Origin of the sequence: Psychrobacter sp. CCUG 69069 (genome assembly GCF_021023115.1) — a bacterium.
Lineage (GTDB): Bacteria > Pseudomonadota > Gammaproteobacteria > Pseudomonadales > Moraxellaceae > Psychrobacter > Psychrobacter namhaensis.
Window position 1 is genome coordinate 204,215 of the sequence record NZ_QQAI01000001.1, and the last position, 25,351, is coordinate 229,565.

At 45.6% G+C, this 25,351-nt stretch carries 21 protein-coding genes and 1 pseudogene; 17 read left to right on the forward strand and 5 right to left on the reverse strand.

Annotation, left to right across the window (positions count from 1 at the left end; all coding sequences use genetic code 11):
* Positions 1–131: 131 nt before the first annotated feature.
* Positions 132–874, forward strand: a pseudogene (locus DVY93_RS00815) (IS3 family transposase); the annotation flags it as partial.
* A 627-nt stretch (positions 875–1,501) separates the two neighbouring features.
* On the opposite strand, the gene DVY93_RS00820 reads toward DVY93_RS00815, so the two are convergent.
* The gene (locus DVY93_RS00820) at positions 1,502–2,629 is read right to left on the reverse strand and encodes a M14 family metallopeptidase (RefSeq protein ID WP_230708381.1); all 1,128 of its coding nucleotides are present in this window, start codon (positions 2,627–2,629) and stop codon (positions 1,502–1,504) included.
* Positions 2,630–3,075: 446 nt separating this feature from the next.
* On the opposite strand from DVY93_RS00820, the gene DVY93_RS00825 reads away from it, so the two are divergent.
* The 4 genes from DVY93_RS00825 to DVY93_RS00840 all read left to right on the forward strand — a co-directional run bounded on the left by DVY93_RS00825 (position 3,076) and on the right by DVY93_RS00840 (position 9,540).
* Positions 3,076–3,840 carry an ABC transporter ATP-binding protein gene (locus DVY93_RS00825; protein WP_230708382.1) on the forward strand — a complete coding sequence of 255 codons (765 nt, stop codon included), beginning with the start codon at positions 3,076–3,078 and terminating at the stop codon, positions 3,838–3,840.
* The gene (locus DVY93_RS00830) at positions 3,837–4,814 is read left to right on the forward strand and encodes an ABC transporter substrate-binding protein (RefSeq protein ID WP_198334688.1); all 978 of its coding nucleotides are present in this window, start codon (positions 3,837–3,839) and stop codon (positions 4,812–4,814) included. The genes DVY93_RS00825 and DVY93_RS00830 overlap by 4 nt, the downstream gene beginning before the upstream one ends.
* Positions 4,811–6,784 (forward strand): Fe(3+)-hydroxamate ABC transporter permease FhuB, encoded by a 1,974-nt coding sequence (gene fhuB, locus DVY93_RS00835; RefSeq protein ID WP_230708383.1) that lies wholly within the window; start codon positions 4,811–4,813, stop codon positions 6,782–6,784. The genes DVY93_RS00830 and fhuB overlap by 4 nt, the downstream gene beginning before the upstream one ends.
* Positions 6,785–7,266: 482 nt before the next feature.
* On the forward strand, positions 7,267–9,540 hold the full coding sequence (locus DVY93_RS00840; protein ID WP_230708384.1) for a TonB-dependent siderophore receptor: 2,274 nt from the start codon (positions 7,267–7,269) through the stop codon (positions 9,538–9,540).
* A 93-nt stretch (positions 9,541–9,633) separates the two neighbouring features.
* Here the strand turns inward: DVY93_RS00840 and DVY93_RS00845 are convergent, their stop codons facing one another.
* The 3 genes from DVY93_RS00845 to DVY93_RS00855 form a co-directional block, all read right to left on the reverse strand.
* On the reverse strand, positions 9,634–10,500 hold the full coding sequence (locus DVY93_RS00845; protein ID WP_230708385.1) for a DODA-type extradiol aromatic ring-opening family dioxygenase: 867 nt from the start codon (positions 10,498–10,500) through the stop codon (positions 9,634–9,636).
* A gap of 97 nt (positions 10,501–10,597) precedes the next feature.
* Positions 10,598–11,548, reverse strand: coding sequence for a glutathione S-transferase family protein (locus DVY93_RS00850; protein WP_230708386.1), 951 nt, complete (start codon positions 11,546–11,548; stop codon positions 10,598–10,600).
* 50 nt (positions 11,549–11,598) lie between these two features.
* The gene (locus DVY93_RS00855) at positions 11,599–12,051 is read right to left on the reverse strand and encodes a DoxX family protein (protein ID WP_230708387.1); all 453 of its coding nucleotides are present in this window, start codon (positions 12,049–12,051) and stop codon (positions 11,599–11,601) included.
* 150 nt (positions 12,052–12,201) lie between these two features.
* Between DVY93_RS00855 and DVY93_RS00860 the strand changes: the two genes are divergently transcribed.
* The gene (locus DVY93_RS00860) at positions 12,202–13,119 is read left to right on the forward strand and encodes a LysR family transcriptional regulator (RefSeq protein ID WP_230708388.1); all 918 of its coding nucleotides are present in this window, start codon (positions 12,202–12,204) and stop codon (positions 13,117–13,119) included.
* Positions 13,120–13,326: 207 nt separating this feature from the next.
* Here DVY93_RS00860 and DVY93_RS00865 read toward each other — a convergent pair whose 3' ends face one another.
* Positions 13,327–14,244 carry a LysR family transcriptional regulator gene (locus DVY93_RS00865; RefSeq protein WP_193006987.1) on the reverse strand — a complete coding sequence of 306 codons (918 nt, stop codon included), beginning with the start codon at positions 14,242–14,244 and terminating at the stop codon, positions 13,327–13,329.
* A 256-nt stretch (positions 14,245–14,500) separates the two neighbouring features.
* On the opposite strand from DVY93_RS00865, the gene DVY93_RS00870 reads away from it, so the two are divergent.
* From DVY93_RS00870 to pcaF, 11 genes are all read left to right on the forward strand, one after another.
* The gene (locus DVY93_RS00870; RefSeq protein WP_230708389.1) at positions 14,501–15,622 is read left to right on the forward strand and encodes a muconate/chloromuconate family cycloisomerase; all 1,122 of its coding nucleotides are present in this window, start codon (positions 14,501–14,503) and stop codon (positions 15,620–15,622) included.
* A 162-nt stretch (positions 15,623–15,784) separates the two neighbouring features.
* A complete protein-coding gene (gene catC / locus DVY93_RS00875; RefSeq protein ID WP_230708390.1) occupies positions 15,785–16,075 on the forward strand; it encodes a muconolactone Delta-isomerase in 291 nt (96 codons plus the stop codon).
* 231 nt (positions 16,076–16,306) lie between these two features.
* Positions 16,307–17,230, forward strand: coding sequence for a catechol 1,2-dioxygenase (gene catA / locus DVY93_RS00880; protein ID WP_193006990.1), 924 nt, complete (start codon positions 16,307–16,309; stop codon positions 17,228–17,230).
* 128 nt (positions 17,231–17,358) lie between these two features.
* Positions 17,359–18,738, forward strand: a complete 1,380-nt coding sequence (gene benA / locus DVY93_RS00885) for a benzoate 1,2-dioxygenase large subunit (RefSeq protein WP_193006991.1) — start codon at positions 17,359–17,361, stop codon at positions 18,736–18,738.
* A gap of 60 nt (positions 18,739–18,798) precedes the next feature.
* Positions 18,799–19,296: a benzoate 1,2-dioxygenase small subunit gene (gene benB / locus DVY93_RS00890; RefSeq protein WP_230708391.1), complete on the forward strand. Its 498-nt coding sequence runs from the start codon at positions 18,799–18,801 to the stop codon at positions 19,294–19,296.
* Positions 19,297–19,361: 65 nt separating this feature from the next.
* Positions 19,362–20,378 (forward strand): benzoate 1,2-dioxygenase electron transfer component BenC, encoded by a 1,017-nt coding sequence (benC, locus tag DVY93_RS00895; RefSeq protein ID WP_230708392.1) that lies wholly within the window; start codon positions 19,362–19,364, stop codon positions 20,376–20,378.
* Between the two features lie 47 nt (positions 20,379–20,425).
* Complete coding sequence (locus tag DVY93_RS00900) at positions 20,426–21,205, forward strand: 1,6-dihydroxycyclohexa-2,4-diene-1-carboxylate dehydrogenase (RefSeq protein WP_230708393.1); 780 nt, start codon at positions 20,426–20,428, stop codon at positions 21,203–21,205.
* 78 nt (positions 21,206–21,283) lie between these two features.
* Positions 21,284–22,480: a benzoate/H(+) symporter BenE gene (gene benE / locus DVY93_RS00905; RefSeq protein WP_230708394.1), complete on the forward strand. Its 1,197-nt coding sequence runs from the start codon at positions 21,284–21,286 to the stop codon at positions 22,478–22,480.
* A gap of 140 nt (positions 22,481–22,620) precedes the next feature.
* Positions 22,621–23,313, forward strand: coding sequence for a 3-oxoacid CoA-transferase subunit A (locus DVY93_RS00910; protein ID WP_198334676.1), 693 nt, complete (start codon positions 22,621–22,623; stop codon positions 23,311–23,313).
* Positions 23,314–23,350: 37 nt separating this feature from the next.
* Positions 23,351–24,004, forward strand: coding sequence for a 3-oxoacid CoA-transferase subunit B (locus DVY93_RS00915; RefSeq protein WP_230708395.1), 654 nt, complete (start codon positions 23,351–23,353; stop codon positions 24,002–24,004).
* Positions 24,005–24,049: 45 nt separating this feature from the next.
* Positions 24,050–25,288: a 3-oxoadipyl-CoA thiolase gene (pcaF, locus tag DVY93_RS00920; protein WP_193006998.1), complete on the forward strand. Its 1,239-nt coding sequence runs from the start codon at positions 24,050–24,052 to the stop codon at positions 25,286–25,288.
* Positions 25,289–25,351: the final 63 nt, after the last annotated feature.

Genomic DNA, 25,351 nt, shown 5'->3' on the forward strand with positions numbered 1-25,351 from the left:
AAGTCTCTATGAAATCGATACAGCCTATATCATGAAAAAGTTTAGTTAGATTATTTTCCATCCATCCTTGGCGTAGAAACTGTGCTTGTGCTCATTTCTTTTCAATGGGATTTAAATCAGGGCTTCTGAGTGAAATTAAACGTATCTGGCAGGATAGCAAATGCCGTTATGGTGTGCGTAAAGTTTGGCAGCAGATGAAAGCGGATGGTATAAAGATTGCTCGATGTACTGTAGAGCGATTAATGAAGCAGCATGGACTTCAAGGCGTTTGGCGTAGTAAAAGTAAGCTTACTACCAACAGCCGTAATGACCAAAAAAGGGCTGATAACTTAATTAATCTTAACTTTACAGCTCATCGTGCTAATCAGCTATGGGTTGCAGATTTTAATTACATTAAGACAGTGAGCGGCTGGGTTTATACCGCTTTTATTATGATGTGTTTGCCCGTCATATTGTCGGCTGGACAGCATCTAATCGTATGAATACCGATATGATGATGGCAGCGTTAAATCAAGTGATAACGGATAGAAACAACCCCAAAGATGTAATTCATCATAGCGGTGGATGCGTTCAGTACTTATCTATTCGCTACACTTCTAGTATTACTGACTCTGGTGTTATTGCCTCTGTGGGCACGACTGGTGACTCATACGGTAATGCGGTGACTGAAACGGTCAACGGGCTTTATAAATCTTAGGTGATTAAATATTTGAAGCAGCACTGGTCTGGTGTTAATGATGTTGAATTAGCCACGCTTGAATGGGTGGATTGGTTTAACAAACCACGGCCGTATAGCACGATTGGTTATGTGTCACCTTTTGAGTTTGAAAAGCGGTATTATGATAGTTTAATCCTGTCAGGTATTGCTGCCTGACTCAAGTAAATCAACCTCCGATAAATTCGAGGCAGTTCAATTTATATAATAGCTTTAATATAAACCACATAAAAAAGAAAGCTAGCTAGCAGCTGGCTTTCTTAATACTTTGAACTAAATACTTATCCCTTACTGTTAATTATTAATAAACAGTAAGGGATAAGGGATAAGCACTTAAACTTTTAAAGAGTATCAATACCATTACTTTTGATACTATTTTGATACTCTGAATTTATTGATAGATATATCTACTTATTGACAGGTATGTTTAAATCACACTCTAAACCCCTATATCAATTGACTTACAGCCGTAAATTACAGCTACTTATCGCTATCTGTTGTGTATTGTTGTTGTAAAAACAAGGACTCATAATCCTTTGGTCGTAGGTTCAAGTCCTACTGGGCCCACCACATATTAAATTAGGCTTGTTCGCAGCGATGCGGCAAGCCTTTTTTTATGGGTTTTAAAGAAGCAGAAAATAAGCAAATAGAGGATGAGCCGGCTTGGTACAACCCAACCTATAAAAAAACCCTAACAAACACTTCTTGCTAGGGTTTTAAAAAGACTGATGACGTGCACTGCTGTCTTGAGCAAAAGGTCTATCATCTATTAACGCCAGTCATTAGCTAACGTAAATCATCAACGACCGCCAACATGGCAATTAACGACGCTTCCCCCAGTTTCGCAGAACGCTCTGGTGACCACCCCATCACTGAGTCGGGGACGTTGTCGTTATCTTTAAACGGCATCTCTAAGGTATTGGCTAAGCAGTCAAAGCGTTCAGCGACCCAGTTGGTTGCAAGTGTCATATTCGCTTTACCCGGCGCATCAACGTCATAACCAAATTCAGACTGGAAATCGACACTGGCGAGTCTTAACACTTCTGAAAATCGATCCCGTAAACGTGCAAGGCGGTCATTATAACTTGGCGTACCTTGTGAGCCTGCAAGAAACACGTATGGTAATGCTTCATCGCCATGTACGTCATAAAATAAATCAACCCCCGTCTCCTCCATTTTCTTGATCACGTAGAACACTTCAGGGCTTTTTTCTAGACTTGGATTTGACCATTCACGGTTTAAATTGGTCCCTGCTGCATTTGTGCGTAGATGTCCGCGCACACTGCCATCAGGGTTCATGTTAGGCACAATATAGAAGTTTGCTTTGTCTAACAACAATCTACTGTTGGCATTATCGCTGTCTAGCAGAGTGTCTATTAATCCTTCAACCAACCATTCTGCCATCGTCTCACCAGGGTGTTGACGCGCTGTGATCCAAATATTGCGTTTATTGGTATTGCCATCACCAATTTTCACTAAGGTTAGGTCGCGCTTATCGAGGGTTTCTCCTAAATGCTCTAAGGTTACTAACGGATGCTCTTGAGCTGCTGCTAATAAATCTTGATGACGCTCATAGCTATAAGGCGCAAAATAAGCGATTTGAATGGTGTCACACGCTAAGTCTGCCTTGATGCTTAACTGTCCATCTTTATAAGAGGTTGGCAGTCGGAACCAGTGCTGACGATCGTATGATGCAACCGCTTGATAATCCTCCCACCCTTTAGGATATGATGCGTCCCCTGCATTGAGAATATTGAGTACGTACTGCTCCCCGATCTGACCTGATAGACGAAAGTTAAACCATTGAAAAAACGCGTCACCAACGTCTGGACGAATGGCCAGCTGAATGTCTTTTTTATTGTCTACATTAATAATGTCGATATTACCTGCATCGAAGTTGGCAGTGATGTGCATAAATCTTCCTTATTGAATTTGTTTTGTATGGTAGGGTTGCAAAAAATAGCAGTCAGGGCAATGGATAAATTGATCGCTATTTGTGCCTTTATAACCCCAAATATAACATTTTTTCTCTGACCGTAACTTCTTCTTTAACGCCTCGACGTACTTTTTAAAACACTAGCGATAGATGTTTAAAAAGTACTATTTTATTGGACCATCCATACCTATTGCACGCTGCCCTCTGGCATATTGATCTTCAAACCAACGATTGTTTTGTTCATACCTTTAATGGTGTAGAGGATGAGTCAAAATTCGATACCAAAAGCCACCACCAACCACACATTGCCGTTCGTCTCTCGGGGAATCTCTCACCTGTTTATCACATAAGTAAAAATGAAAATCATTTGCATTATTAAGCAGTTTTTATTTAGAATGCTTCATTTACTTTTAGACAGCTCACTATGATGTACATCAATAATTTAGCCTTAATACGTCAAAAGAAAGTATTGCTGCATCCAACTTCTTTTAAAATTGAGCCAAAAAAACTGTACGCCTTAATTGGTCACAACGGTTCAGGTAAGTCCAGCCTTATTAAAGCGATGGCAGGAGAGATGACGCCGACTCAAGGTGACATCCATATCAATGACCACAATTTACGAGAGTTTTCTGCCAAGGCATTAGCGCAAAATCTGGCGTATCTGCCGCAACACCTTCCTGACGCTGGTGCTTTCACTGTCTATGAGCTGGTGATGCTGGGAAGATATCCCCATCAAAAATGGCTGCAAAAACCCTCTGCGCAGGACCATGAGCAAGTGGATAAAGCCATCACACTCACTCAAGTCGATGCCTTTAGAGACCGTCAAGTGTCGACGCTATCTGGTGGTGAGCGCGCACGCGTGTGGCTGGCGATGTGTTTGGCACAGCATACAGAGTTTCTACTGTTAGATGAGCCATTGGCGGCGCTTGATGTGGTTTATCAAGTTGAAGTTCTAAAGTTGATTCGGCAATTGGTTGACCAACAAGGCTTGGGTGTGGTCATTATTTTGCATGACTTGAACCTAGCGGCAAGGTTTTGTGATGAATTTATTGCCTTAAAACAAGGCCAGCTTTGTCACATGGGTGATGTCCCAAGTACGATGCAAAAAGAGGTGTTACATTCAATATTTGGGGTGGACTTTACCTTGCTAACCCATCCTGCCACTGACCAAAAAGTAGCAGTTATATGAGAATTTATCGATCACAGCGTCACACTGCCTCCCCTTTGATCGGATTCTTTGTGGCTTTGTGCTGTAGCTTATTGTTAAGCAGTTGCCAGTCGCCTGATACCCCACCTACTCCCTTATCTAATCCAAACGATCAATCACTACCTAGTGTCATGACCCCCGACTGGGGAATTGCCGCGACGCTCATTGCCATGGGTTATCCACCAGTGGCTATGGGTGATAAACCCTTTTATAGAGAATGGGTCGGCAAACCCACCATACCCGATACGACACTCGATGTAGGCACACGCTATCAGCCCAATCCTGAAATGTTCTCTCAGTTAGACTTAGATATGGTGATAGACAACGCGTTTTATCAGCATTTGCATCCCATGTACGGCGATTTGCCCATCCATTCTATTGAATTGACCAGCCCTAATAAAGTCGCGACTTGGGAAGATTTTATAGAACCCACTTTAAAACTGGGAGAGTATGTTCACCACCCTCAAGCCGCGCAGGCATACCTAGACAGAAGTAAGCAAAAAATAGCTCAAGCGGGCCAGACTTTTCGGGCGCGCCACCCCCATATTAAAAAATTGGCCGTTGTACAATTTGCTGACAGCAACAATTTGCGGATGTTTTCATACAATAGTTTGTTTCATCCCGCTTTAGAGGTCATGGGCCTACAGCTCGTGGCATTGGCAGATGGCAATCAATGGGGGTTTGCACCCATCATGCTAGGAGAGTTGGCACAACTTGATGACGATACCTGCCTTGTGATCGTGGAACCTCTCAGTAACCTGCTTAAGCTGGAGTTACAAGACAGCTTAGTATGGCAACGACTGGGCTACTCCTTTGATGGAGACCGACAACCTGCTGGTAAAAGACGCTGCGTCACCTTACTGCCCGCAACATGGAATAACAGTGGTGTGGCTTCTATGAATGTCTTAGCCGATCGCTTAACGAATGTCACTTTTGTAGGCAATACCGATTTATGATGAGTAAAAATAATTTTTTGTCTGCGAACCGCATTTATATGATGGTTGTCCTATTAATAGTGATGGCACTGGTAAGCAGTTACGCGGTCATACGTCAACTATGGCACCTACCTTTTTTCGAACTGTTTACCCCCTCGTTTGAGCTGTCACTTGAGGACATGAGTGTTCAGCTGAAAATAGTACCGACGATGTTAGTGGCATCGACTGCCGGCGGTCTTTTAGGATTGGTCAGTGTGCTATTGCAACAGTTGGTTAAAAACACGCTTGCCTCGGACACGACACTGGCAGTCGGTAGTGGCGCCAACATGGCTTTGCTAATTGTCACTTTATTCCTGCCTAGTTTGGCGCTAGGAGGAAGCTTTTGGGTCGCTTTTATCGGGGCACTTAGCAGTATGGCGATTGTATTCATCCTAGCTGCTCCTAGTCGCATGAATCCTTTGGTACTGGTGTTAGGAGGGTTGGTCACCAACATTTTATTGGGGGCTATTGCGGCCTTATTACTGATTTATTACGCTGAAGAATCCTTAAACGTCATGGTGTGGGCGGCAGGTAGCCTCACTCAGAATAACTGGCAAGTATCTAGTGTATTAACCATTACCAGCGTGGCTGCTTTTATCAGCTTACTACCCTTGTTAAAACCCCTAGAGATAATGAGCTTGGACGATAGGCAGGCAAAAAGCTTGGGCGTACCTATTAATCTTATTCGCGGATTGGTGGTGGGATTGGTGGCCTTACTGACCGCTCTTGTCGTTAGTCGTGTGGGCCCTATTGGTTTTATTGGTTTGGGTGCCGCCACCCTTGTTAATGTGTTTTCCGTTCGGCGTATTGGTTACCGCCTGTTATTAGGGTATGGGTTTGGGGCGCTTTTATTGTGGATTACCAGTAATGCCACGACACTACTACAACACTATCTGAGCCTAAATATTTCTGCTGATGCTATGACAGCCTTACTTGGCGCGCCATTGGTCATATGGCTGATAGTGACCCAAAGCCGCCAGCATACCGATGAGGTTATCCCAACTCTGGTGTCAGAGCGCCGCCCCACTCACTTAATTCGCTGGAGTGTGGCCTTAGTGCTGCTAGTAATAAGCGTGCTTGTCTTCACCGCCACCGCAAACGGCTGGCAACTAAACGCGATATGGCACTTAATTATTGATTTTAGGCTACCACGTACCCTAAGTGCTGCCGCCACTGGCGTCATGTTAGCGACGGCAGGCGTGTTGCTACAAACCTTGACGCGCAATCCTATGGCTAGCCCTGAAGTATTGGGCATTAGCTCAGGATCAGCGATCGGTGTGGTATTGGCCTTTATTTTCCTACCCAGTTTTGGCTACCTGGGTATTGTATTATCAGGACTATTAGGCGCCTCTATCGTGCTTGGTCTAATCTTATGGCTCGCTCGTCGGATCAATCCAGCCTATTTATTATTGGTTGGTGTGGCTATTGCCGCATTGATGGGAGGGCTGTTAAGCCTAGTCAAAATATCTGGGGATCAGCGCCTACAAGCGGTCCTCAGCTGGCTGTCAGGCTCTACGTATCTTGCCAGTCCCGAAACTGCGTGGCTGCTTGTGGCGTTTGCTTTATTACTCTTCTTATTGAGTTTTATGGTCATAAAACCATTAGAGATACTCAGTTTAGGTAGTGGCATAGCACGTGAACTCGGCGTGTCTTTGAGACTGTTTCAAAGTCTGATATTAATTCTCGTAGCAGCCCTTAGTACCGTATCGACTTTGGCAGTGGGTCCACTCAGTTTTGTCGGCCTGATGATTCCGCACCTCGCCAGCACACTAGGAGCCGTTCAGCTAAAGCGCCAATTGCAGCTGTCGGCTATTTTAGGAGCAGCCCTAATGGTCGTCGCTGACTGGCTGGGCCGCTATATTATCTTTCCTTACGAGATCCCAGCGGGCACGATTGCCGCCATTATTGGTGGCGCGTACTTCTTATACCTGATGCGTCGCATTAGAGCATAAACAGTAGTGTAAACACTATTAAAGAAAAGTTTGCCCAAAGTGACGATAACTGGCCGTGTCGTCATTCTGGACAAGCGAGACATTTAGACAATTAAAAGTCTTGCAAAAGCTATCGTTAGTGAACGATTACCATCACTTAGCCTACTCATAGCATTTAACAGTTTGCAGTGTGGTGTCGCCTCGTTTTTTAGCATCTATTCTTTCATTCCCAAATCGTCTATTCATACCCTTCGTTCTCTTCCCTCAAATTAATAAACTTACGGTGTAGGACATCGATGGATTCGTTAATGTTTCAAAAATATTTCATACTGTATTGCTAATAGTAACAATTATCATTATCATTGTTCGGCATTCGACCGTGTCTATCTAATACCAGCCAATGGGTATGTTATTTCTACAGCGTTTGATTAGCAAAAAATTTAACGCTGTATCAACATGATGTTGGACCGGCCACCCTACTACTATAATTGAGATCTTATTTGATGTTTACAATCACACAAAATATAAAGCGCCATAAACCCAGCACTTTAAGTTGGTTTGTCAAACAAACCATGCACCTGTCAGCCATTGCTTCTTTAGCGGTAAGTTCATCGATGATTCATGCTGAAACATCACCGCAAACCACGACTACGGATGAGAGTGGAAAAATCAATCGCGCAGACAGCGCAGTAGAACCAAGTACCACGCTACCCACCATCGTGGTCACAGCAGATATCAATAAACAAGTCACTGAAAATACTGATAGCTACACCATCCCTGTCGCTAGTAGCGCCACAGGATTGGCGTTATCAGCCAGAGAAACCCCGCAGGCCGTCAGTGTGGTCACCCATCAGCAGATCAAAGATCAAAACTCAAACAATTTAACAGAGGTACTCAAACGCGCACCCGCTATTCAAGTGGGCAGTATTGATGGCGCTCGCAGCGGGTTTTCAGCAAGGGGTTTTGGCATTAATGGCTTCCAAATTGACGGGTTGGACACTGACTTTGTTCAGCAGGCCGCCATGGGCGAATATGGTATTAACACCGCTATGTTTGATCATGTCGAAATTGTACGCGGCGCCACCGGTTTGATGAGTGGCACAGGTGACCCTTCTGCCAATGTTAACTTAATACGTAAACGTGCAGATAGCAGTGTACCTGCTACTGAACTCTCAGCTGACGTAGATCGTTATGGTCATTATGGCCTCAGTGTCGATCACAGCCAGCCATTGAGTGAGAGCGGTGCGGTACGGGGCCGAGTTGTGGCAAATTATCAAGATAGCGATACCTTTATCGACCGTCAAGAATTGGGACAAAATCTGCTTTATGCCACGGTTGATGCGGATGTGAGCGACAATACTACAGTCAGCATTGGGGCCAGCCGTCAGCACAATAAGTCAAAATCAACCATGTGGGGCGGTTTGCCAAGTTACTTAAGCGATGGCTCAAAAGCAGAATGGGACACCAGTAAGAATGGCAGTGCCAATTGGACAAACTGGGACTCTGACAACGTCTATTACTTTGCTGATATCGACCATGACTTCAATGAGAACTGGAACCTCACCACCAACGCCAGTTATAACGAGAGCGACAGTAGCCCAAAACTGCTGTACATGTATGCCAGCAGCGTTGATCCTGACGCTGGACTGATTTACAACTTAAATCCATTCCACGCCGATACCGAACGCAAGCAAGTCAATGTTAAAACCGAATTGACCGGTAATTTTGATGCCTTAGGTAGAACGCATCAAGTCATCGTCGGTGGCTCTTATAAAAAAAGCGATCTTGACACCTTTACTTATACAGCACCGCCCGACGGACTGTTGCCTGTGTCTGAATTTGGCAATTGGGATGGCAGTTATCCTGAACCAGTGTGGGGTGACAAAACCCAAAGCTCTGATGTCACTACCAAAGAAAAAGCCATTTTTGCGGCAACTCAGCTTCAGTTAACCGATCCTTTATCGTTAATTTTGGGGTCACGTGTGTCTGATTATGAGCGCTCGGGTTTTCAGTATGGCAGTAATGTAAATACTGAATCCGAGCACATTTGGACGCCTTATGCGGGTATCACTTATGATGTCAACGACAATCACAGCCTCTACACCAGCTATAGCGCGATCTTTCAACCTCAGTCAGAACGTGATATCAATGGTCGTTATCTCGATCCTATCGAAGGCAAAAACTACGAGATTGGTCTAAAAAGTGAGTCGGATAATGGCGCACTACAAAGCCAAGTCAGTATCTTTAGAATCGAGCAAAACGACCTTGCACAACTCGATGGCGGTCAAACAATACCAGGTGCTGGTCTTGAAAAAGCCTATGTTGGCGCAGATGGCACCAGTCAGGGCGTCGAAGTAGAAGTCACCGGTCAGCTTAGTGACAAGCTACAAGCGACTATTGGCTACACGCACTTTAATGCTAAAGGCAAGAATGGCAAAGCCATCAACACTGGCTACGCTGACACCACGCTTAATCTGTTTGCCACCTATGATATGAACGATATCATTCCTAACTTGACCGTTGGTGGCGGTATTGATTGGTCAAACGGCTACTATGGTATTGTCACCAATCCTGTGACTGGACGCTCTGAAAAGTACGGCCAAGATGATGTGACACTGGCTAGCATCATGGCAAGATATGCTGTCAATGAAAATCTAGAAGCGCAGCTTAACGTCAATAATTTATTCAATCAAAAATATCTTGCTGGCGAAAACTTCTTTGGGTTAACGTATGGTGAACCTATAAATGTGGTAGGCAGACTGACCTATCGCTTTTAGTCTTCATACTGATCATGACTGTATTGGTTTCGACGCTTCTTCATCTTAGTACACGGGCAGTCAAGGAACTGATTGAATCCCCACTTAACGAGATTAGCCAAACTGAAAAGCTGATATCTGTGTGCTAAGGACTTGCTGAGAATAAACTTTGGTACCGTGATCGCTTTCTGCTGCGCCTGCTGCCACCATCAAAGGTATCAGGTGCTCTTCTGCACCCAGCAGATGAGATTCGAGCGCATGAGGCGCACTTGACCATTTAGATAGGGCTGCAAATCGCGCTTCTGGCTCCGCCTCCACAGCTTGAGTCAACCACTCGTCAAATATCTCTGACGGTGCGGTAAAACGTGGGTCTCCATAGCCACGCATATTATGAAAACTCATACCACTCCCCACAATCAACACCCCTTCCTTACGTAATGATGCAATGGCTCGACCTGCCAGCAAGTGCGCTTCAGGATTAAGGTCATTACGTAGTGACAACTGCACCACTGGAATGTCTGCCTCAGGAAACATCAACTTCAACGGCACAAACACGCCATGATCAAAGCCTCTAGAGATATCTTGTCTGTTGTCTAAACCTGCAGTGGTGAGCAACTTACTAATACGATCTGCCAATACTGGCGCACCAGGCGCTGGATAAGTGAGCTGATAAGTATGCTTAGGAAAACCAAAATAGTCATAAATCAGCTCGGGTTGCCTGCCAGCGGTAACACTAAACTCAGGCGTTTGCCAGTGGCCACTAACCATCAAAATAGCTGTGGGACGCTGTGGTAAACGATTTGAGATACTTTTTAGAAACACAGCCATTTTGTCCCAGGTATCAGCCGGTTGCCAATCCATAAAAAAACACGGCCCCGCACCATGAGGGATAAACAGTACTGGCTGCGTTACTGAGTCGGCCGATAATGGTACGGGCATGGTACTCTCCCCTATCTTATTACTTGTAAATTCATTACTCATTAACGTTACTCCAGTCTGTTCATTCAGGCGATAAATAATACGACGCAGCCTATAAACACTAAGGTTAGGTAAAAACTTTATGGATTTGCTGTCTGATTTACTGAATGCTTTTAGGTCCAACAGGAACGATTCCATTCGGATTTAACGCCTTTATGGAATAATATCCCGCCTTGATATGCTCTACACTCACCGTTGCTGCGATACCATCCAGTGCTAATATTCGTAGCATATAGGCATGCAGTGCATTCATATCTTTAATCAAGTGACGATTGCATTTGAACAGTCCATAATACGCCGCATCAAAGCGTACAAGGGTGACAAATAAGCGAATATCGCTTTCGGTCAGCTGAGTACCAAACAGATACTGGCGACCATCGCTCAGACGCTTTTCCAGTAAATCTAGCATGTGAAATACTTGATGATAAGCTTCTTCATAGGCAGGCTGTGTCGTTGCAAAACCCGCTTGATAGACCCCATTATTCAGATTGTTATATATGTCTAAATTTAGTGACTCAATGTCATCAGCCAGATCTTTTGGGCACAAATCAACATCGCTTGACACTAGTTCTGCAAAGGCACTATTGAGCATCCGCAAAATGTCAGCGGACTCATTGTTGACGATAGTGCCGCTTTTTTTGTCCCATAGCACAGGTACAGTCGCCCGTCCGGTAAAGTCAGGCGCGGCTTTGGTGTAGAGTTGATGGACATATTGGGCACTGTTGATAGTATCATTGTCAGCGCCATCGAACCCACCAAACTGCCAGCCTTGGTCACCAAGTTGTGGATTGACAACAGTGATATCAATCATTTCTTGTAGGCCTTTTAATTGCCGTACCATCAAGGTGCGTGATGCCCAAGGGCAAATCAATGCCACATATAAATGGTAGCGGCCTTTTTCTGCTTTAAAGCCACCAACGCCAGTCGGACCGGGCTCTCCATCCGGCGTTATCCAATGACGAAATGATGAGGTCTGACGGATAAACCGCCCTTGCTCGTCCTCAGCTTGTACCGGTTGCCAGTTTTCAGTCCACTTGCCATGAATCAACATAATCGCTTACTCCTAATGTCCTAATGCTGCTTTCGTTTTGATAGAAACGATTAAACACGCCCTAGTTTTTCTGATAAAGCCTTGTCCACACTGAGATACCCGCCACCTTGTACAGCTAAAGCAATCAAAGTAACAAACAAGATCAATGCATACTCATAACCACCATCAGCGGCAAATAAACCATTACCAATATGTACAGAAAAGATAGCGACCAGCATAGTGAAGGCGGCTACTAGAGCGGCAGGACGAGTTAGTAGCCCTATTACTAGTGCAAGACCGCCGAAGAACTCCGCGCCTCCTGCCAGCAAAGCCATTAGATACCCAGGTTCAATGCCCATACTGCTCAGCCACTGCGCGGTACCTGCCAAACCATTGCCACCGAACCAACCAAACAGCTTTTGGGCACCGTGTGCGGCCAAAATCAAACCGACTGGTACACGAAGGATGAAAGCGGCAGACCCAGCTTTGGTCTGCAAAGTTTTATTGAACAGGGATGTTTGCATTTTATTCTTACTCCATGATGTTTCATTAAAATATATTGTCAGCCTTTAGGCATAAACACACTTTACTATCAACGTATTATTAGAGTAAGATAGATTATAGGGAATAATTAACAACATATCGTTGATAATAAAGGTAAGAGTAGATAACCCATGGATAGAATTGATGCGATGCGTGCCTTTGTCGCGGTCGTGACCGAAGGCAACTTTAGTAATGCGGCAAACGCTTTGCGCCTGTCACCGCAATTGGTCAGCAAGTATGTCTCTAAGTTGGAAGATCAGCTCAATACACGTCTGCTTAATCGTACTACTCGTAAAGTCAGCCTCACTGAGGCTGGTAGTCACTACTTTGGGCACGCACAGCAAATTTTATTAAGTATTGATGACATGGAGTCGCAATTAGGAGGCTTGCAGCAGAACCCTAAAGGGGTCTTAAGAATAAGTGCGCCTGTGTCGTTTGCCCTAAAACACATGGCGAGATTAGTCACCGACTTTCAGCGACGCTATCCTTTGGTCAAGGTCGATCTACAACTGAGTGATCGTAAGGTAGATATCATTGAGGAAGGGTTCGATGTGGCATTGCGTATCGGGCAGCTAAAAAGCTCATCGCTTGTTGCCAAACCCGTCGCGCCCATACGTGTGGTTTTATGCGCTTCGCCTCAGTATCTTGCAACGCATGGTACGCCTACACAGCTTGCCGACCTTAATCATCATCGTTATTTGCACTATAGCTACATGAATATGGAAGGACGGGAAGACCTCTACCAGTGCTTAAAGACAAAATACATGCAACAAGGGAGTGAATTTCGTAGTAATAATGGCGACGTACTGGTTGACGCTGCAATAGCGGGGGCAGGATTGATATTGCAACCGACGTTTATTGCTAGTGCTGCCCTTAGTAGTGGTAAGCTGGTGATAGTGTTGCCTGAGTTTGAACCAGAGCCTTTAGGCTTATATGTGGTCTACGCGCACAGGAAACTATTGCCTCATAAAGTCAGGTGTTTTATTGATTTTATTGAAGGGTACTATGGTTCGCCGCCCTACTGGGATGAGTCTATAACTACTCGCTAAATCTTATGGCCATACTTAATATCAAAGTTTCAGACTTTATGGGATAAGTCCTAATAAATTCATCAAATTTATAAACAACTATAGGGTAAATTGGCGCAGCTCAGCGGCTTTTTTATTGTAAACCTTAACACTAACAGCAAAGTGCTGGGGCCTAAATACCTAAAACCCTCGAGAGAATACTCCGTCTTTTTGTCTTTCTTGAGATCTTTAAATGTTTTCACGTTTATAGTCAAAGCCTTCTGCATCATAGATTTGATAAGTGACGTCCAGCAATGTTTTTAAAAGCTCTGACTTATCAAAGTGCCTGACACTCATCACAATCGGTGAGGTAATCAATCGATCTTCAAAGGGTATATAAGTCACTTCTTGACTACGCAAATGTTCAAGGGTTTTGGGGACAATTGTCAAACCCTCACCAGCGGCCACCAATCCTAATGCAATGTGCAACTCACGCACTTCCGTAAAATAGTTGGCTTTTAAATTACGCGCCTCAAACAACTCCAAGACGTAATCGATAAAACTGGGACGCGGCGCGGTTGGGTACAGTAATAGATTCTCATTGGTTAAATCGGTTAGTCTCAAACTGGTACGCCCTTCTTGCGCGAAAGGATGACCAATAGGAACTGCAACCACCAAGCTTTCCTCTCTGAGCAACAGCCGCCGAATAGAGGCATCTTCGAACAGCAGCCTACCAAAACCAACGTCTATTTTGCCGTCTACCAACCCTTGTGTTTGTTGCCAAGAATTCAGCTCGTACAGTTTAATCTCGATGTTTGGATATACTTCACGAAAATAGGCGATTACTTTTGGCAAGATGCCGTACAGTATCGATGAGACAAAACCGATAGACAAAGAGTTGTCAAAATTACCTTTACGAATGGTCATCGCCCGCAGATCATCCGATTTCTTTAGTATCTGCATCGCATGATCATAAAAAAACTCCCCTGCTTCAGTCAGTTTGAGCGGGCGATTTTCCCTATCAATTAACGTAACGCCTATCTCTTCCTCTAGCTGCTTGATTTGTCTACTAAGGGGCGGCTGTGAGATATACAGGCGAGCAGCAGCCTTGTTGAAACTTTTTTCTTCTGCGACTGCCACAAAGTAGCGTAAATGCCTCAGTTCCATCTTTCTCTTCCTTGATTAAGCCTTGGGCTTTTTTAATGTCATTTTTCAGTGGTGTTACTAGTGGCTATATCAACTGAGTGAACGCGATCATAGCAACCATCTTTATACCTAAAGAACATAACACGGCGCAGGTTGGTTATAAAAATACCTAAAAGGTATCAATAGTAGACTAAATAGGTCTTAGACATGCAGTTATCTAGCATTTATAGTTCTTATTAAGCATAAGGAAGCAACACTCATTCAATTAGGGACTGTCATGATTCGTTCAATTAATACCTTGCTGGTACCAATACCTACTATTCGAGCGCATAAGCTTGCTTGTACCGTCATGAACGAACAAGTACTCGTGCTCGTACACATTCAAACAGAAGACGGTTATGAAGGCTGGGGCGAAGCGACGACGATTGGCGGCCTAAGCTATGCTGAAGAGAGTCCTCATAGCATCAAAACCAACATCGACACCTACTTTACCCCGCTACTACTAAAAGAGCAGCCCGCCAGCGCAGCAAAAGCGATGCAACTGTTAAACCTTCACATCAACGGCAACCGTTTTGCAAAGTGTGCGATTGAAACAGCGCTACTAGATATCGAAGGCAAACGTCTAAACCTGCCCGTGAGTGAGCTGATCGGTGGCCGGGTACGTGATCGTATCGAGGTGGCGTGGACGCTGGCCAGTGGTAACACGGCTACCGATATCAGTGAGGCCAAGCAAATGATGGCACAAAAACGCCATCGTATCTTTAAGTTAAAAATTGGTAGCAATCCGATTCTTGAAGATGTCGCCCACGTACTGGCTATCAAACAAGCGCTACCAGATTGCCGAATTACCGTCGATGTCAATCAGGCGTGGTCAGAGCTTGAGGCAATGAAAGGCATTAGTCTACTGCAAGCAGGCGACGTTGACCTAATAGAGCAGCCCATCTCGATGCGCAATAAAACGGCCCTAAAACGGTTAACAGAGCACTTTGATGTGCCTATTATGGCGGATGAAGTGGTTCAAGACCCACAAAACGCTTTTCAGCTAGCAGCCGATCACTGTGCCGATGTCTTTGCGGTAAAAATTAACCAAGCAGGTGGCTTAAAGGCAGCATGCTTGATCGGACACATGGCACATTTAGCGGGTGTCGAGCTTTACGGCGGTACGATGTTAGAGGGTCCTATCGGTACAGCGGCATCAGCACACGTGTTTGCCACTTATCCTAGTTTGAGATTTGACACAGAGCTTTTCGGTCCCCTCTTACTGACCGAAGATATCTTAGCACAGCCGCTTGACTACCAAAATTTTGGCCTGAGCGTTCCTACTGGCGCAGGTCTTGGTATCGAAGTAGATAGCGACAAGGTATACCACTATGCCAAACAAGCCGCGTCCACATTATAAAAACCAACCGCAGTAAACTATACGAGTAACTCTGACACTAAGAGCGTATAGCAAGTCGCCAAAAAGCGTCAAAAATACAGGTAACCATATATATGAACACTGAGTGCTGATAGGAAGCAGTTGTCAGCCACACTACCCTTCAACAGATACAAGGAAACAGTTATGTTATACCACGTCAGAATGGATGTTTTAATCCCAACGGATATGGATGCCGATAAAGTCAACGAGCTTAAAGCAACCGAAAAATCCCTCTCACAAAAACTCCAAGAACAAGGTAAATGGCGTCACATTTGGCGTTTGGCTGGTGAGTACTCTAACTTTAGTATTTTCGATGTCGATAGTAATGAAGAGCTACACGACATCATGATGTCGCTCCCCCTGTACCCATACATGAAAGTTGAGGTCACGCCATTACTACGTCATCCCTCATCTGTCCGTGATGATGATAGCTAAACCCGTAGACAGCGCTATTGGTCAGCGCCATCAGAGTGGCTTATAACCAATCACCAATAGCGTATCAGCAATCGTTTCCACACATTTTTCTCACTAGACTTCCATTGGTCTATCGCAGACCAAGGGTACTTTATGACCCAAAATTTAGTAGATCAGCCATTTAATCGACACAATTTAAGTAAGAAAGCTCAATATCAAAACCTTTAAATAGTCCTCAACAAGGAGAGAGACATGGAACGCAGCCAAATTGAAGCACTAGCCACGCAATTCATCAAAGGCAAAATTGACTTCCCTGAACAAGTCAATCCACGCGTACAAGAGATTGTATTACGTATCGTCACTGACCTCATGCAAACCATCAATGACCTAAAAATCACGGCCGATGAATACTGGACTGGGGTTGAATTTATTGGTGATTTGGGCAAAGAGGCTGGTTTATTATCACCCGGTCTTGGTTTCGATCACTTCATGGATTTGATGATTGAAGAAGATTTAAAAGAAGCGGGTCTTGATGGCGGGACCATACGTACTATCGAAGGGCCACTCTATGTCGCTGGTGCGCCAGAAGAAAAGGGCTTTGCTCGTCTAGACGACGGTACGGATCTTGACAATGGCACCGTGCTGTTTATGCAAGGGACTGTTTATGACAACGATGGCAAACCACTGCCAAATGCCAAAGTTGAAGTATGGCATGCCAATAGCTTAGGCAACTACTCTTTCTTTGATGAATCACAGTCTGATTTTAACCTACGTCGTAGCATCATCACGGACGAAAACGGCAATTATGCCTTCCGCAGTATTGTACCGCTCGGTTACTCAGTACCACCAGACGGCATGACGCAAAAAGTACTGGGCCCGCTCGGCCGTCATGGTCATCGCCCAGCCCACATCCACTTTTTTGCCAGTGCAGATGGACATCGCAAATTGACCACGCAAATTAACATCGATGGCGATGAATACTTATGGGATGACTTTGCTTTTGCCAGTCGTGAAGGCTTGGTGCCAGAAGTGACGATGGTTGAAGACGCTGACAAGCTACAAGAAAAATCGCTTGATAAACCCTATGCCAGTATTGATTTTGATTTTCATCTCGTAAAAGACATCGATAAACCGGTCCAAGGCAGTGAAGTTGAACGCCGCCGTGCCCAAGGTTAAGGCTCACTTGTTATTGAATATAAGTAGCTAATAAACAGTAGATTCTTGTGTTTGATACGTCCCAAGTGTCGTATCAAACCTCACTCCCTACCCTCATTTAACACCGTTATTATACAAGGAAGGCCACCATGAGCGAGCGTATCAACCTAATACCTGAAGGATCAGATATCACTATTGATGATTTTTTAGAAGAAAGTAAAGAACAAGGGATCTATCGTCTGCATCGTAGTGCCTTCACCAATGAAGAGCTATTTGAGCTTGAGATAAAACACATTTTTGAGAGCAATTGGGTGTATTTGGCTCATGAAACGCAAGTCCCTGACAATAACGACTACTACACGTCATACATTGGTCGTCAGCCAGTCATCCTTGCCCGTAATAAGGAAGGCGAGCTGCACTGCATGATTAACTCATGTTCACACCGCGGCGCTCAGTTATGCCGTCATAAAAAAGGCAACAAAGCCACTTATACCTGCCCATTCCACGGTTGGACCTTTAACAACTCAGGCAAACTACTCAAAGTAAAAGACCCAAGACACGCAGGATATCCGGAATGTTTTAATAAAGAAGGCTCGCATGACCTCAAGCAAGTCAAACTTGCCAACTATAAAGGCTTCTTATTTGCCAGTCTAAATGATGATGTCGAACCTATCGAAGACTGGCTTGGTGGCTCCACCAAAATCCTTGACATGATTGTCAACCAATCACCAGAAGGGTTAGAAGTTCTACGTGGCACGTCAACTTATACCTTTGATGGTAACTGGAAACTGCAAGCTGAAAATGGGGCCGACGGCTATCACGTCTCAGCTGTGCACTGGAACTATGCTGCGACAACTGCGCGCCGTAAAGAAACCGAAGCGGTTAAAGAAGACAATATCAAGGCCATGAACGCTGGTAAATGGGGTCGTCAAGGCGGTGGTTTTTACTCCTTTGAAAATGGTCATATGCTGCTATGGACCCAGTGGGAAAACCCACAAGACCGTCCAAACTATGCGTATCGTGACGACTACGTGGCCAAGTATGGCGAGGCCATGGCGGATTGGATGATTGGACGTTCGCGTAACTTATGCTTATATCCGAACGTCTATATCATGGATCAGTTCAGCTCGCAAATTCGTATGCTACGTCCTATTGCTGTTGATAAAACAGAAGTGAGTATTTGGTGTATCGCCCCAAAAGGTGAAAGCGATGAAGCACGTGCTCGCCGTATCCGCCAGTACGAAGATTTCTTTAACGTCACCGGCATGGCAACACCCGATGACCTAGAGGAATTCCGTTCATGCCAAGAAGGCTATAACGGCATCAAGCTCGAATGGAATGATATGTGCCGAGGCTCAGAGCACTGGATAGAAGGTGCTGACGAAGGGGCAGCCGCCATCGATCTCAAACCTTTAATGAGTGGCGTTAAAACGGAAGACGAAGGCTTATATACCGTACAGCATCGCTACTGGCATCAAGAGATGAAAAAGGCCCTAGAGCAAGAAAAACAGCTACATGGTGAAGGGTAATACGAAAGCCAGTAACTTGCTTGTTATGGCAGGATTCATAAACACATAAGGATATCGATAATGAAAAATACAACCGTTAATATCGAAGACGTTCGGCAGTTTTTATACCGTGAAGCGCGTTTACTTGATGAAAAAAACTGGGATGAATGGCTGACGTGCTATGACGAAGACTGTCCATTTTGGATGCCCAGCTGGGATGACGATGGCGAGCTCATCAGCGACCCACAAAGAGAGATCTCACTGATTTATTATCCTGATCGTCGTGGTCTTGAAGATCGTATTTTCCGTATCGAAACGGAGCGCTCTTCAGCGACCATCCCTGATACCCGCACCACCCACAACTTATCTAACATTGAGTTACTTGAAGATAATGACGGGATCGTGACTGTACGCTTTAACTGGATTAATAAATCTTATCGCTATCACGAGACCAATACCTATTGGGGATACTCTCAGTACAAGATAGATATGAATCAAGACAAACCAAAGATTTTAGATAAATACGTGGTCTTAAAAGACGACTATGTGCATCAAATTATGGATGTCTATCACATCTAGTTATCATTCACTCATTCTTCAGACACTACGTTTCATTTAACACGTGTTGAAAAGGGATATTTCTCATGGAATACAATATTGCTCTACAGTTCGAAGACGGCGTCACAGGTTTTATCAAGTGTGAAGCAGATGAAACGGTCGCCGAAGCCGCTTATCGTCAAAAATTCAATATCCCAGTGGATTGTCTTGATGGCGCTTGCGGCACCTGCCGTTGTCACTGTGAGTCAGGTAGCTACGATATGCACCCTGACATGTATATCGAAGACGCGCTCACAGAAGCGGAAGCTGCTGAGGGTTACGTGTTGACCTGTCAGATGATTCCAGAAAGCGACTGCGTCATCAAAGTACCAAGCTCCTCTGAAGCCTGTAAAGTGGGTAAATCTACTTTCAAAGGCAAGCTACAACAGCTCAATGTACTGTCAGAGTCCACTATTCACTTTGGTGTGGACATCGAAAACCCAGATGCCTTGGTGTTTTTGCCAGGTCAATACGTCAATATTAGTATTCCTGATTCTGACGAGACACGCTCTTACTCGTTTAGCTCTGTGCCTAGCACGAAGCAGGCTGAGTTTGTCGTCCGTAATATCCCTAACGGCAAGATGAGCACCTTCTTATCTGATATCGCTCAGATTGGTCAGGACATTGACTTTGAAGGGCCATTTGGCAGTTTTTATCTACGTCCACTGGTGCGCCCGACATTATTTTTGGCAGGTGGAACAGGCATCGCCCCTTTCTTATCCATGCTAAAAAGCTTGGAAATATCAGGCGCTCATCACCCTGTCAATATGGTCTACGGCGTCACCAATGATACGGACTTAGTGGAAATCGCCAAACTTGAAGAAGTGAAACAAAACCATGCGTGGTTTGATTATCGTACCTGCGTGGCAAGCGAAGAAAGTAGCCATGAGCGTAAAGGCTACGTCACAAGCCATGTTGAAGATGAGTGGTTAAATGGAGGTGACGTTGATGTTTATCTCTGTGGTCCTTTAGCCATGGTCGATGCGGTCAGTGACTGGCTAGACACTAGACAGCTAAAACCCAGCAATTTTTATTATGAAAAATTCACCCCAAGTGAAAAATAACATGGCTTAAACCATAGCGTGACAAGCAAGGTTTTTAGGAGACAGCAATGAGTAAGCGCTTTGAAAATAAAGTATGTATCGTCACTGGCGCCGCCCAAGGTATCGGGCGCGGCGTCGCCTTACGTCTAGCAAGTGAGGGTGCAAAAATAGTCATGGCCGACTTCTCACCGTTGGTGGAAGAAGTCTTGGCCGACATCACGGCAAACGGCGGTGATGCCACGATGATTCAAGCGGATCTTGAAACCTATCAAGGCGCACAAGCGGCTATCGATAAGGCTCTTGACACTTATGGTCGTATCGATGTACTCGTCAATAACGTTGGCGGGGCAATATGGATGAAGCCCTTTATCAACTTCTCAGAAGAAGAGGTGCAAAAAGAAATCAGTCGCTCATTATTTCCAACGCTCTGGTGTTGCCGTGCGGTATTGCCAGTCATGGTCGAACAGCAAGCGGGCACCATTGTCAATGTCTCCTCCATCGCCACACGTGGTATCAACCGTATCCCCTACTCAACCGCGAAAGGTGGTGTGAATGCCATGACAGCCTCACTCGCTTTTGAGTACGCCCGTGACGGTATTCGTGTCAACGCGGTCGCAACGGGTGGTACAGAAGCGCCGCCCAGAAAGATTCCACGTAATGCTAAGCCCTTAACAGACGATGAAAAGTTATGGATGCAGGCAGTCGTTGATCAAACCATTGATCGCACCTTTATGAAACGCTATGGCACGATCGATGAACAAGTCAATGCCATTGTGTTTTTAGCGTCAGATGAGTCCTCTTATATCACTGGCAGTACGATCCCTGTGGGTGGTGGTGACGCAGGCTAAAGGCGCCCAACAAGCTCGGAGTTTGACTAATTTAACCTCTCCTACTCTAGGATTACCGCTCATTTGCAAGGAAGCAATATGGCCACTGTCATCCAAACCTTAAAAGAAGATTGGTCACTCTCCGCGTCGGTGGCAGGATTTTTGGCGGTGCTCATCTCATATGCTGGCCCCCTGATTATCTTTTTTCAGGCCGCACAAGCCGCGCAGGTCTCAGATGCAATGATGGCTTCTTGGATTTGGGGTATCTCAATTGGGGCTGCCGTATCTGGCATTTATCTCTCTATTAAATACAAGACGCCGATCATCACTGCTTGGTCAGCGCCCGGTACAGCACTACTGGTAACCGTATTTCCTGAGATGAGTATCAATGAGGCCATATCTGCTTATATCCTCTCAGCAGTGGTCATATTTTTGGTGGGTGCTACAGGGTCTTTTGACAAGATTTTAAGGTGGATACCGAATGGTATTGCGGCTGGTATGATGGCCGGTATTTTGTTTCAGTTTGGCTTAGCGTTATTTGTGGCCACCAACACCATGCCATTTATCGTGTTTAGCATGCTTGGTTGTTACTTATTGGCCAAACGTTTTTCACCGCGCTACACCATGATTTGGGTCTTGTTATGCGGGGTTATTTTAAGTCTCCTGCTCGGCAGGATGAATCCTGTTGCGATGAATTTGGCGATTACCATACCCACCGTTATCTGGCCTGAATGGACGTGGAATGCCACGTTTAATCTAGCCATTCCCTTAATCTTGGTCAGCTTAACAGGGCAGTTTTTACCGGGTATGGCCATCTTAAATCTCAGTGGCTACAACACACCAGCCAAACCCATCGTCAGTGTCGCAAGCCTTGCCTCATTAGTGGTCGCTTGTGTTGGTGGCATTACCATTGTACTCGCGGCGATTACTGCCGCGCTGTGTACAGGCAAAGATGCACATGAGCTCAAAGAAAAACGCTATATCGCAGGCGTCGCCAATGGGATTTTTTACTTATTAGGGGGATTGTTTGCCGGTAGCATTGTCATGGTGTTTAGTCTGTTGCCAAAAGAGCTGGTCGCAGCATTGGCAGGCCTTGCTCTTATTGGTGCTATTTCTGCCAACATCACGATTGCTATGAAAGATGACGGCCAACGAGACGCCGCCTTAATTACTTTTTTAGCGACCGCCTCTGGCATGAGTTTTCTTGGGTTAAGTTCTGTATTTTGGGGCATTGTTATCGGTATGGTGGCTCATTATGTTTTGACAAAAAAACGTTTATCACCACTTTCTACTTAATCGCAAACGCTATGAGTGATTGATCATACCACCTTCTGATACCACCCATTAACACTCAGCCTCCTTAATGAATGATTCAACGGTTTTAACGAAAATTCTGGCTAATAATCTCTAACACTACTGTCTTATAGGATATCAATATGATTAACAAAGCGGATAAAAGTCTCACAGATGTGCTCAGTCAAATCAAAGATGGCGCTACGATTATGATTGGTGGCTTCGGTACTGCAGGACAGCCTGCCGAACTGATTGACGGCCTCATCAGTTTGGGCGTTAAAGATTTGATTATCATCAATAATAATGCTGGTAACGGTGACCATGGTCTTGCCAAACTATTAAAATCTGGGGCGGTACGCAAAATCATTTGCTCGTTCCCGCGCCAATCAGACTCTTGGGTGTTTGATGAGCTGTATCATGCGGGCAAAATCGAGCTTGAACTGGTGCCACAAGGCAATCTCGCCTGTCGTATTCAAGCCGCCGGTATGGGACTTGGTGCGGTATACACGCCAACAGGTTTTGGTACTTTGCTCGCAGAAGGTAAAGAAACGCGCCATATCGATGGTAAAGACTATGTCCTAGAGTATCCAATTAAAGCAGATTTTGCCTTAATCAAAGCTGACAAGGGCGATCGCTGGGGTAACTTGGTCTATCGTAAGTCTGCCCGTAACTTTGGTCCAATCATGGCAATGGCGGCTGACGTGACCATCGCTCAAGTCTCTAGAACCGTTGAGCTGGGTGAGCTTGATCCCGAACACATCATCACGCCGGGTATCTTTGTGCAGCATGTGGTGCCAATCCAGCCAACTCATGCCAACGCCGCAGCTATCGCTTAGTCATCGCTTAACACTGCCATTTATAAGGAGCTTCACCATGAGCCATACGTTACTAACACGGGACCAAATCGCCAAGCGTGCTGCCCAAGATATCCCAGATGGTGCCTATGTCAATTTGGGCATTGGTCTGCCCACCAAAATTGCAAAATATTTGCCTGCTGATAAGGATGTGTTTTTGCATTCAGAAAATGGCCTGTTGGCTTTTGGCCCTCCGCCCGCCAAAGGTGAGGAAGACCCCGAACTGATCAATGCCGGAAAAGAATACGTCACCATGTTAGAGGGTGGCAGCTTCTTTCATCACGGTGACTCGTTTGCCATGATGCGTGGTGGTCACATCGATATTTGCGTGTTGGGTGCGTTTCAAGTGGCGGCCAATGGCGACTTAGCTAACTGGAGTACCGGTGCAGAAGACGCAATACCCGCTGTCGGCGGCGCCATGGATTTAGCGGTTGGTGCCAAAAAAGTCTTTGTTATGACCAATCACACAACGAAAACAGGCGATCCTAAGATTGTCAGTGAACTGACCTACCCCGTGACTGGCAAACACTGCGTTGATCGTGTTTACACCGATCTGTGTGTCATTGATGTCACTGATAAAGGCTTAGCAGTCACAGAGATGATTGACGGTATGAGCTTTGCTGAGTTGCAAGCAGTGACTGGTGCTAGGCTCATTGATGCCACTCATTCATAAAAAAACTCACAATCCAAACCCAACTCTCAGGACAGGATACTCACCATGACTGATTTCATCACTGGTTTAAATGATGCTTATATTATAGACGCCATTCGCACACCTTTTGGGCGTTACGGTGGCGGCTTGGCACCAGTACGGGCGGATGACTTAGGCGCTATCCCTATCAAAGCACTAATGGAGCGCAATACCAACGTCGACTGGATGCAAGTAGATGACGTCATCTATGGCTGCGCCAATCAAAGCGGTGAGGATAACCGTAACGTTGGGCGTATGTCGTCACTGCTCGCAGGCCTTCCCTATCAAGTGCCTGCCACCACCGTCAACCGCTTATGTGGCTCATCAATGGATGCGCTAGCCATCGCCGCGCGCGCGATTAAAGCAGGAGAAGCCGATCTCATTATCGCAGGCGGCGTTGAGAGCATGAGCCGTGCGCCGTTTGTAATGGGCAAATCAGATAAAGCATTTGGGCGCGGCCAAACGCTTGAAGACACTACGATGGGCTGGCGTTTCATCAATCCAAAGCTCGACAAATTATATGGCACCGAGACCATGCCGCAAACGGCAGAAAACGTCGCCGAGCAGTTCAACATCAATCGCGCTGACCAAGATGCTTTTGCCCTACGTAGCCAACAACGTACCAAAGCGGCAGAAGCGGCAGGATTTTTCAAAGACGAGATTACCCCAGTCGTCATCCCGCAGCGCAAAGGCGATGCGGTCATTGTCGATACCGATGAGCATCCTCGGGCTGATACCACGCTTGAGAAATTAGCCAAACTGCGTGCCATCGTCAAAGAGAACGGCACCGTGACAGCCGGTAATGCCTCAGGGATTAATGATGGGGCGGCGGCTTTTTTAGTCGCTTCAAAGCAAGCGGTGAAGCAGTTTAACTTAAAGCCGCGTGCCCGTGTTGTGGCGGCAACGACGGTCGGGGTTGAACCGCGCATCATGGGGTTTGCCCCTGCACCAGCAATGAAAAAGCTATTGGGGCAAACAGGATTGTCGCTCGATGAGATGGATGTCATTGAATTAAACGAAGCATTTGCGGCGCAATCGCTAGCCTGTACACGCGACTTAGGTTTGCCAGATGATAGCGCACGCGTCAATCCCAATGGTGGGGCAATTGCGCTTGGTCACCCCCTAGGTGCGTCGGGCGCAAGGCTGATCTTAACCGCACTCAATCAACTTGAAAAAACGGACAAACGCTTTGCCATCTGCTCAATGTGTATTGGGGTGGGACAAGGCATCGCCATGATTATTGAACGTGTTGACCATTGCGCATAGAGCATATAAATAGTTAACCATCATAGCCACAAGCCTATGCGCCACTGACACGATAATGACACC

Coding starts and splice junctions, on each gene's coding strand:
- DVY93_RS00820 (WP_230708381.1), bottom strand. CDS start 2,629: ATGCACATCACTGCCAACTTCGATGCAGGTAATATCGACATTATTAAT.
- DVY93_RS00825 (WP_230708382.1), top strand. CDS start 3,076: ATGATGTACATCAATAATTTAGCCTTAATACGTCAAAAGAAAGTATTG.
- DVY93_RS00830 (WP_198334688.1), top strand. CDS start 3,837: ATGAGAATTTATCGATCACAGCGTCACACTGCCTCCCCTTTGATCGGA.
- fhuB (WP_230708383.1), top strand. CDS start 4,811: ATGATGAGTAAAAATAATTTTTTGTCTGCGAACCGCATTTATATGATG.
- DVY93_RS00840 (WP_230708384.1), top strand. CDS start 7,267: ATGTTTACAATCACACAAAATATAAAGCGCCATAAACCCAGCACTTTA.
- DVY93_RS00845 (WP_230708385.1), bottom strand. CDS start 10,500: ATGAGTAATGAATTTACAAGTAATAAGATAGGGGAGAGTACCATGCCC.
- DVY93_RS00850 (WP_230708386.1), bottom strand. CDS start 11,548: ATGTTGATTCATGGCAAGTGGACTGAAAACTGGCAACCGGTACAAGCT.
- DVY93_RS00855 (WP_230708387.1), bottom strand. CDS start 12,051: ATGCAAACATCCCTGTTCAATAAAACTTTGCAGACCAAAGCTGGGTCT.
- DVY93_RS00860 (WP_230708388.1), top strand. CDS start 12,202: ATGGATAGAATTGATGCGATGCGTGCCTTTGTCGCGGTCGTGACCGAA.
- DVY93_RS00865 (WP_193006987.1), bottom strand. CDS start 14,244: ATGGAACTGAGGCATTTACGCTACTTTGTGGCAGTCGCAGAAGAAAAA.
- DVY93_RS00870 (WP_230708389.1), top strand. CDS start 14,501: ATGATTCGTTCAATTAATACCTTGCTGGTACCAATACCTACTATTCGA.
- catC (WP_230708390.1), top strand. CDS start 15,785: ATGTTATACCACGTCAGAATGGATGTTTTAATCCCAACGGATATGGAT.
- catA (WP_193006990.1), top strand. CDS start 16,307: ATGGAACGCAGCCAAATTGAAGCACTAGCCACGCAATTCATCAAAGGC.
- benA (WP_193006991.1), top strand. CDS start 17,359: ATGAGCGAGCGTATCAACCTAATACCTGAAGGATCAGATATCACTATT.
- benB (WP_230708391.1), top strand. CDS start 18,799: ATGAAAAATACAACCGTTAATATCGAAGACGTTCGGCAGTTTTTATAC.
- benC (WP_230708392.1), top strand. CDS start 19,362: ATGGAATACAATATTGCTCTACAGTTCGAAGACGGCGTCACAGGTTTT.
- DVY93_RS00900 (WP_230708393.1), top strand. CDS start 20,426: ATGAGTAAGCGCTTTGAAAATAAAGTATGTATCGTCACTGGCGCCGCC.
- benE (WP_230708394.1), top strand. CDS start 21,284: ATGGCCACTGTCATCCAAACCTTAAAAGAAGATTGGTCACTCTCCGCG.
- DVY93_RS00910 (WP_198334676.1), top strand. CDS start 22,621: ATGATTAACAAAGCGGATAAAAGTCTCACAGATGTGCTCAGTCAAATC.
- DVY93_RS00915 (WP_230708395.1), top strand. CDS start 23,351: ATGAGCCATACGTTACTAACACGGGACCAAATCGCCAAGCGTGCTGCC.
- pcaF (WP_193006998.1), top strand. CDS start 24,050: ATGACTGATTTCATCACTGGTTTAAATGATGCTTATATTATAGACGCC.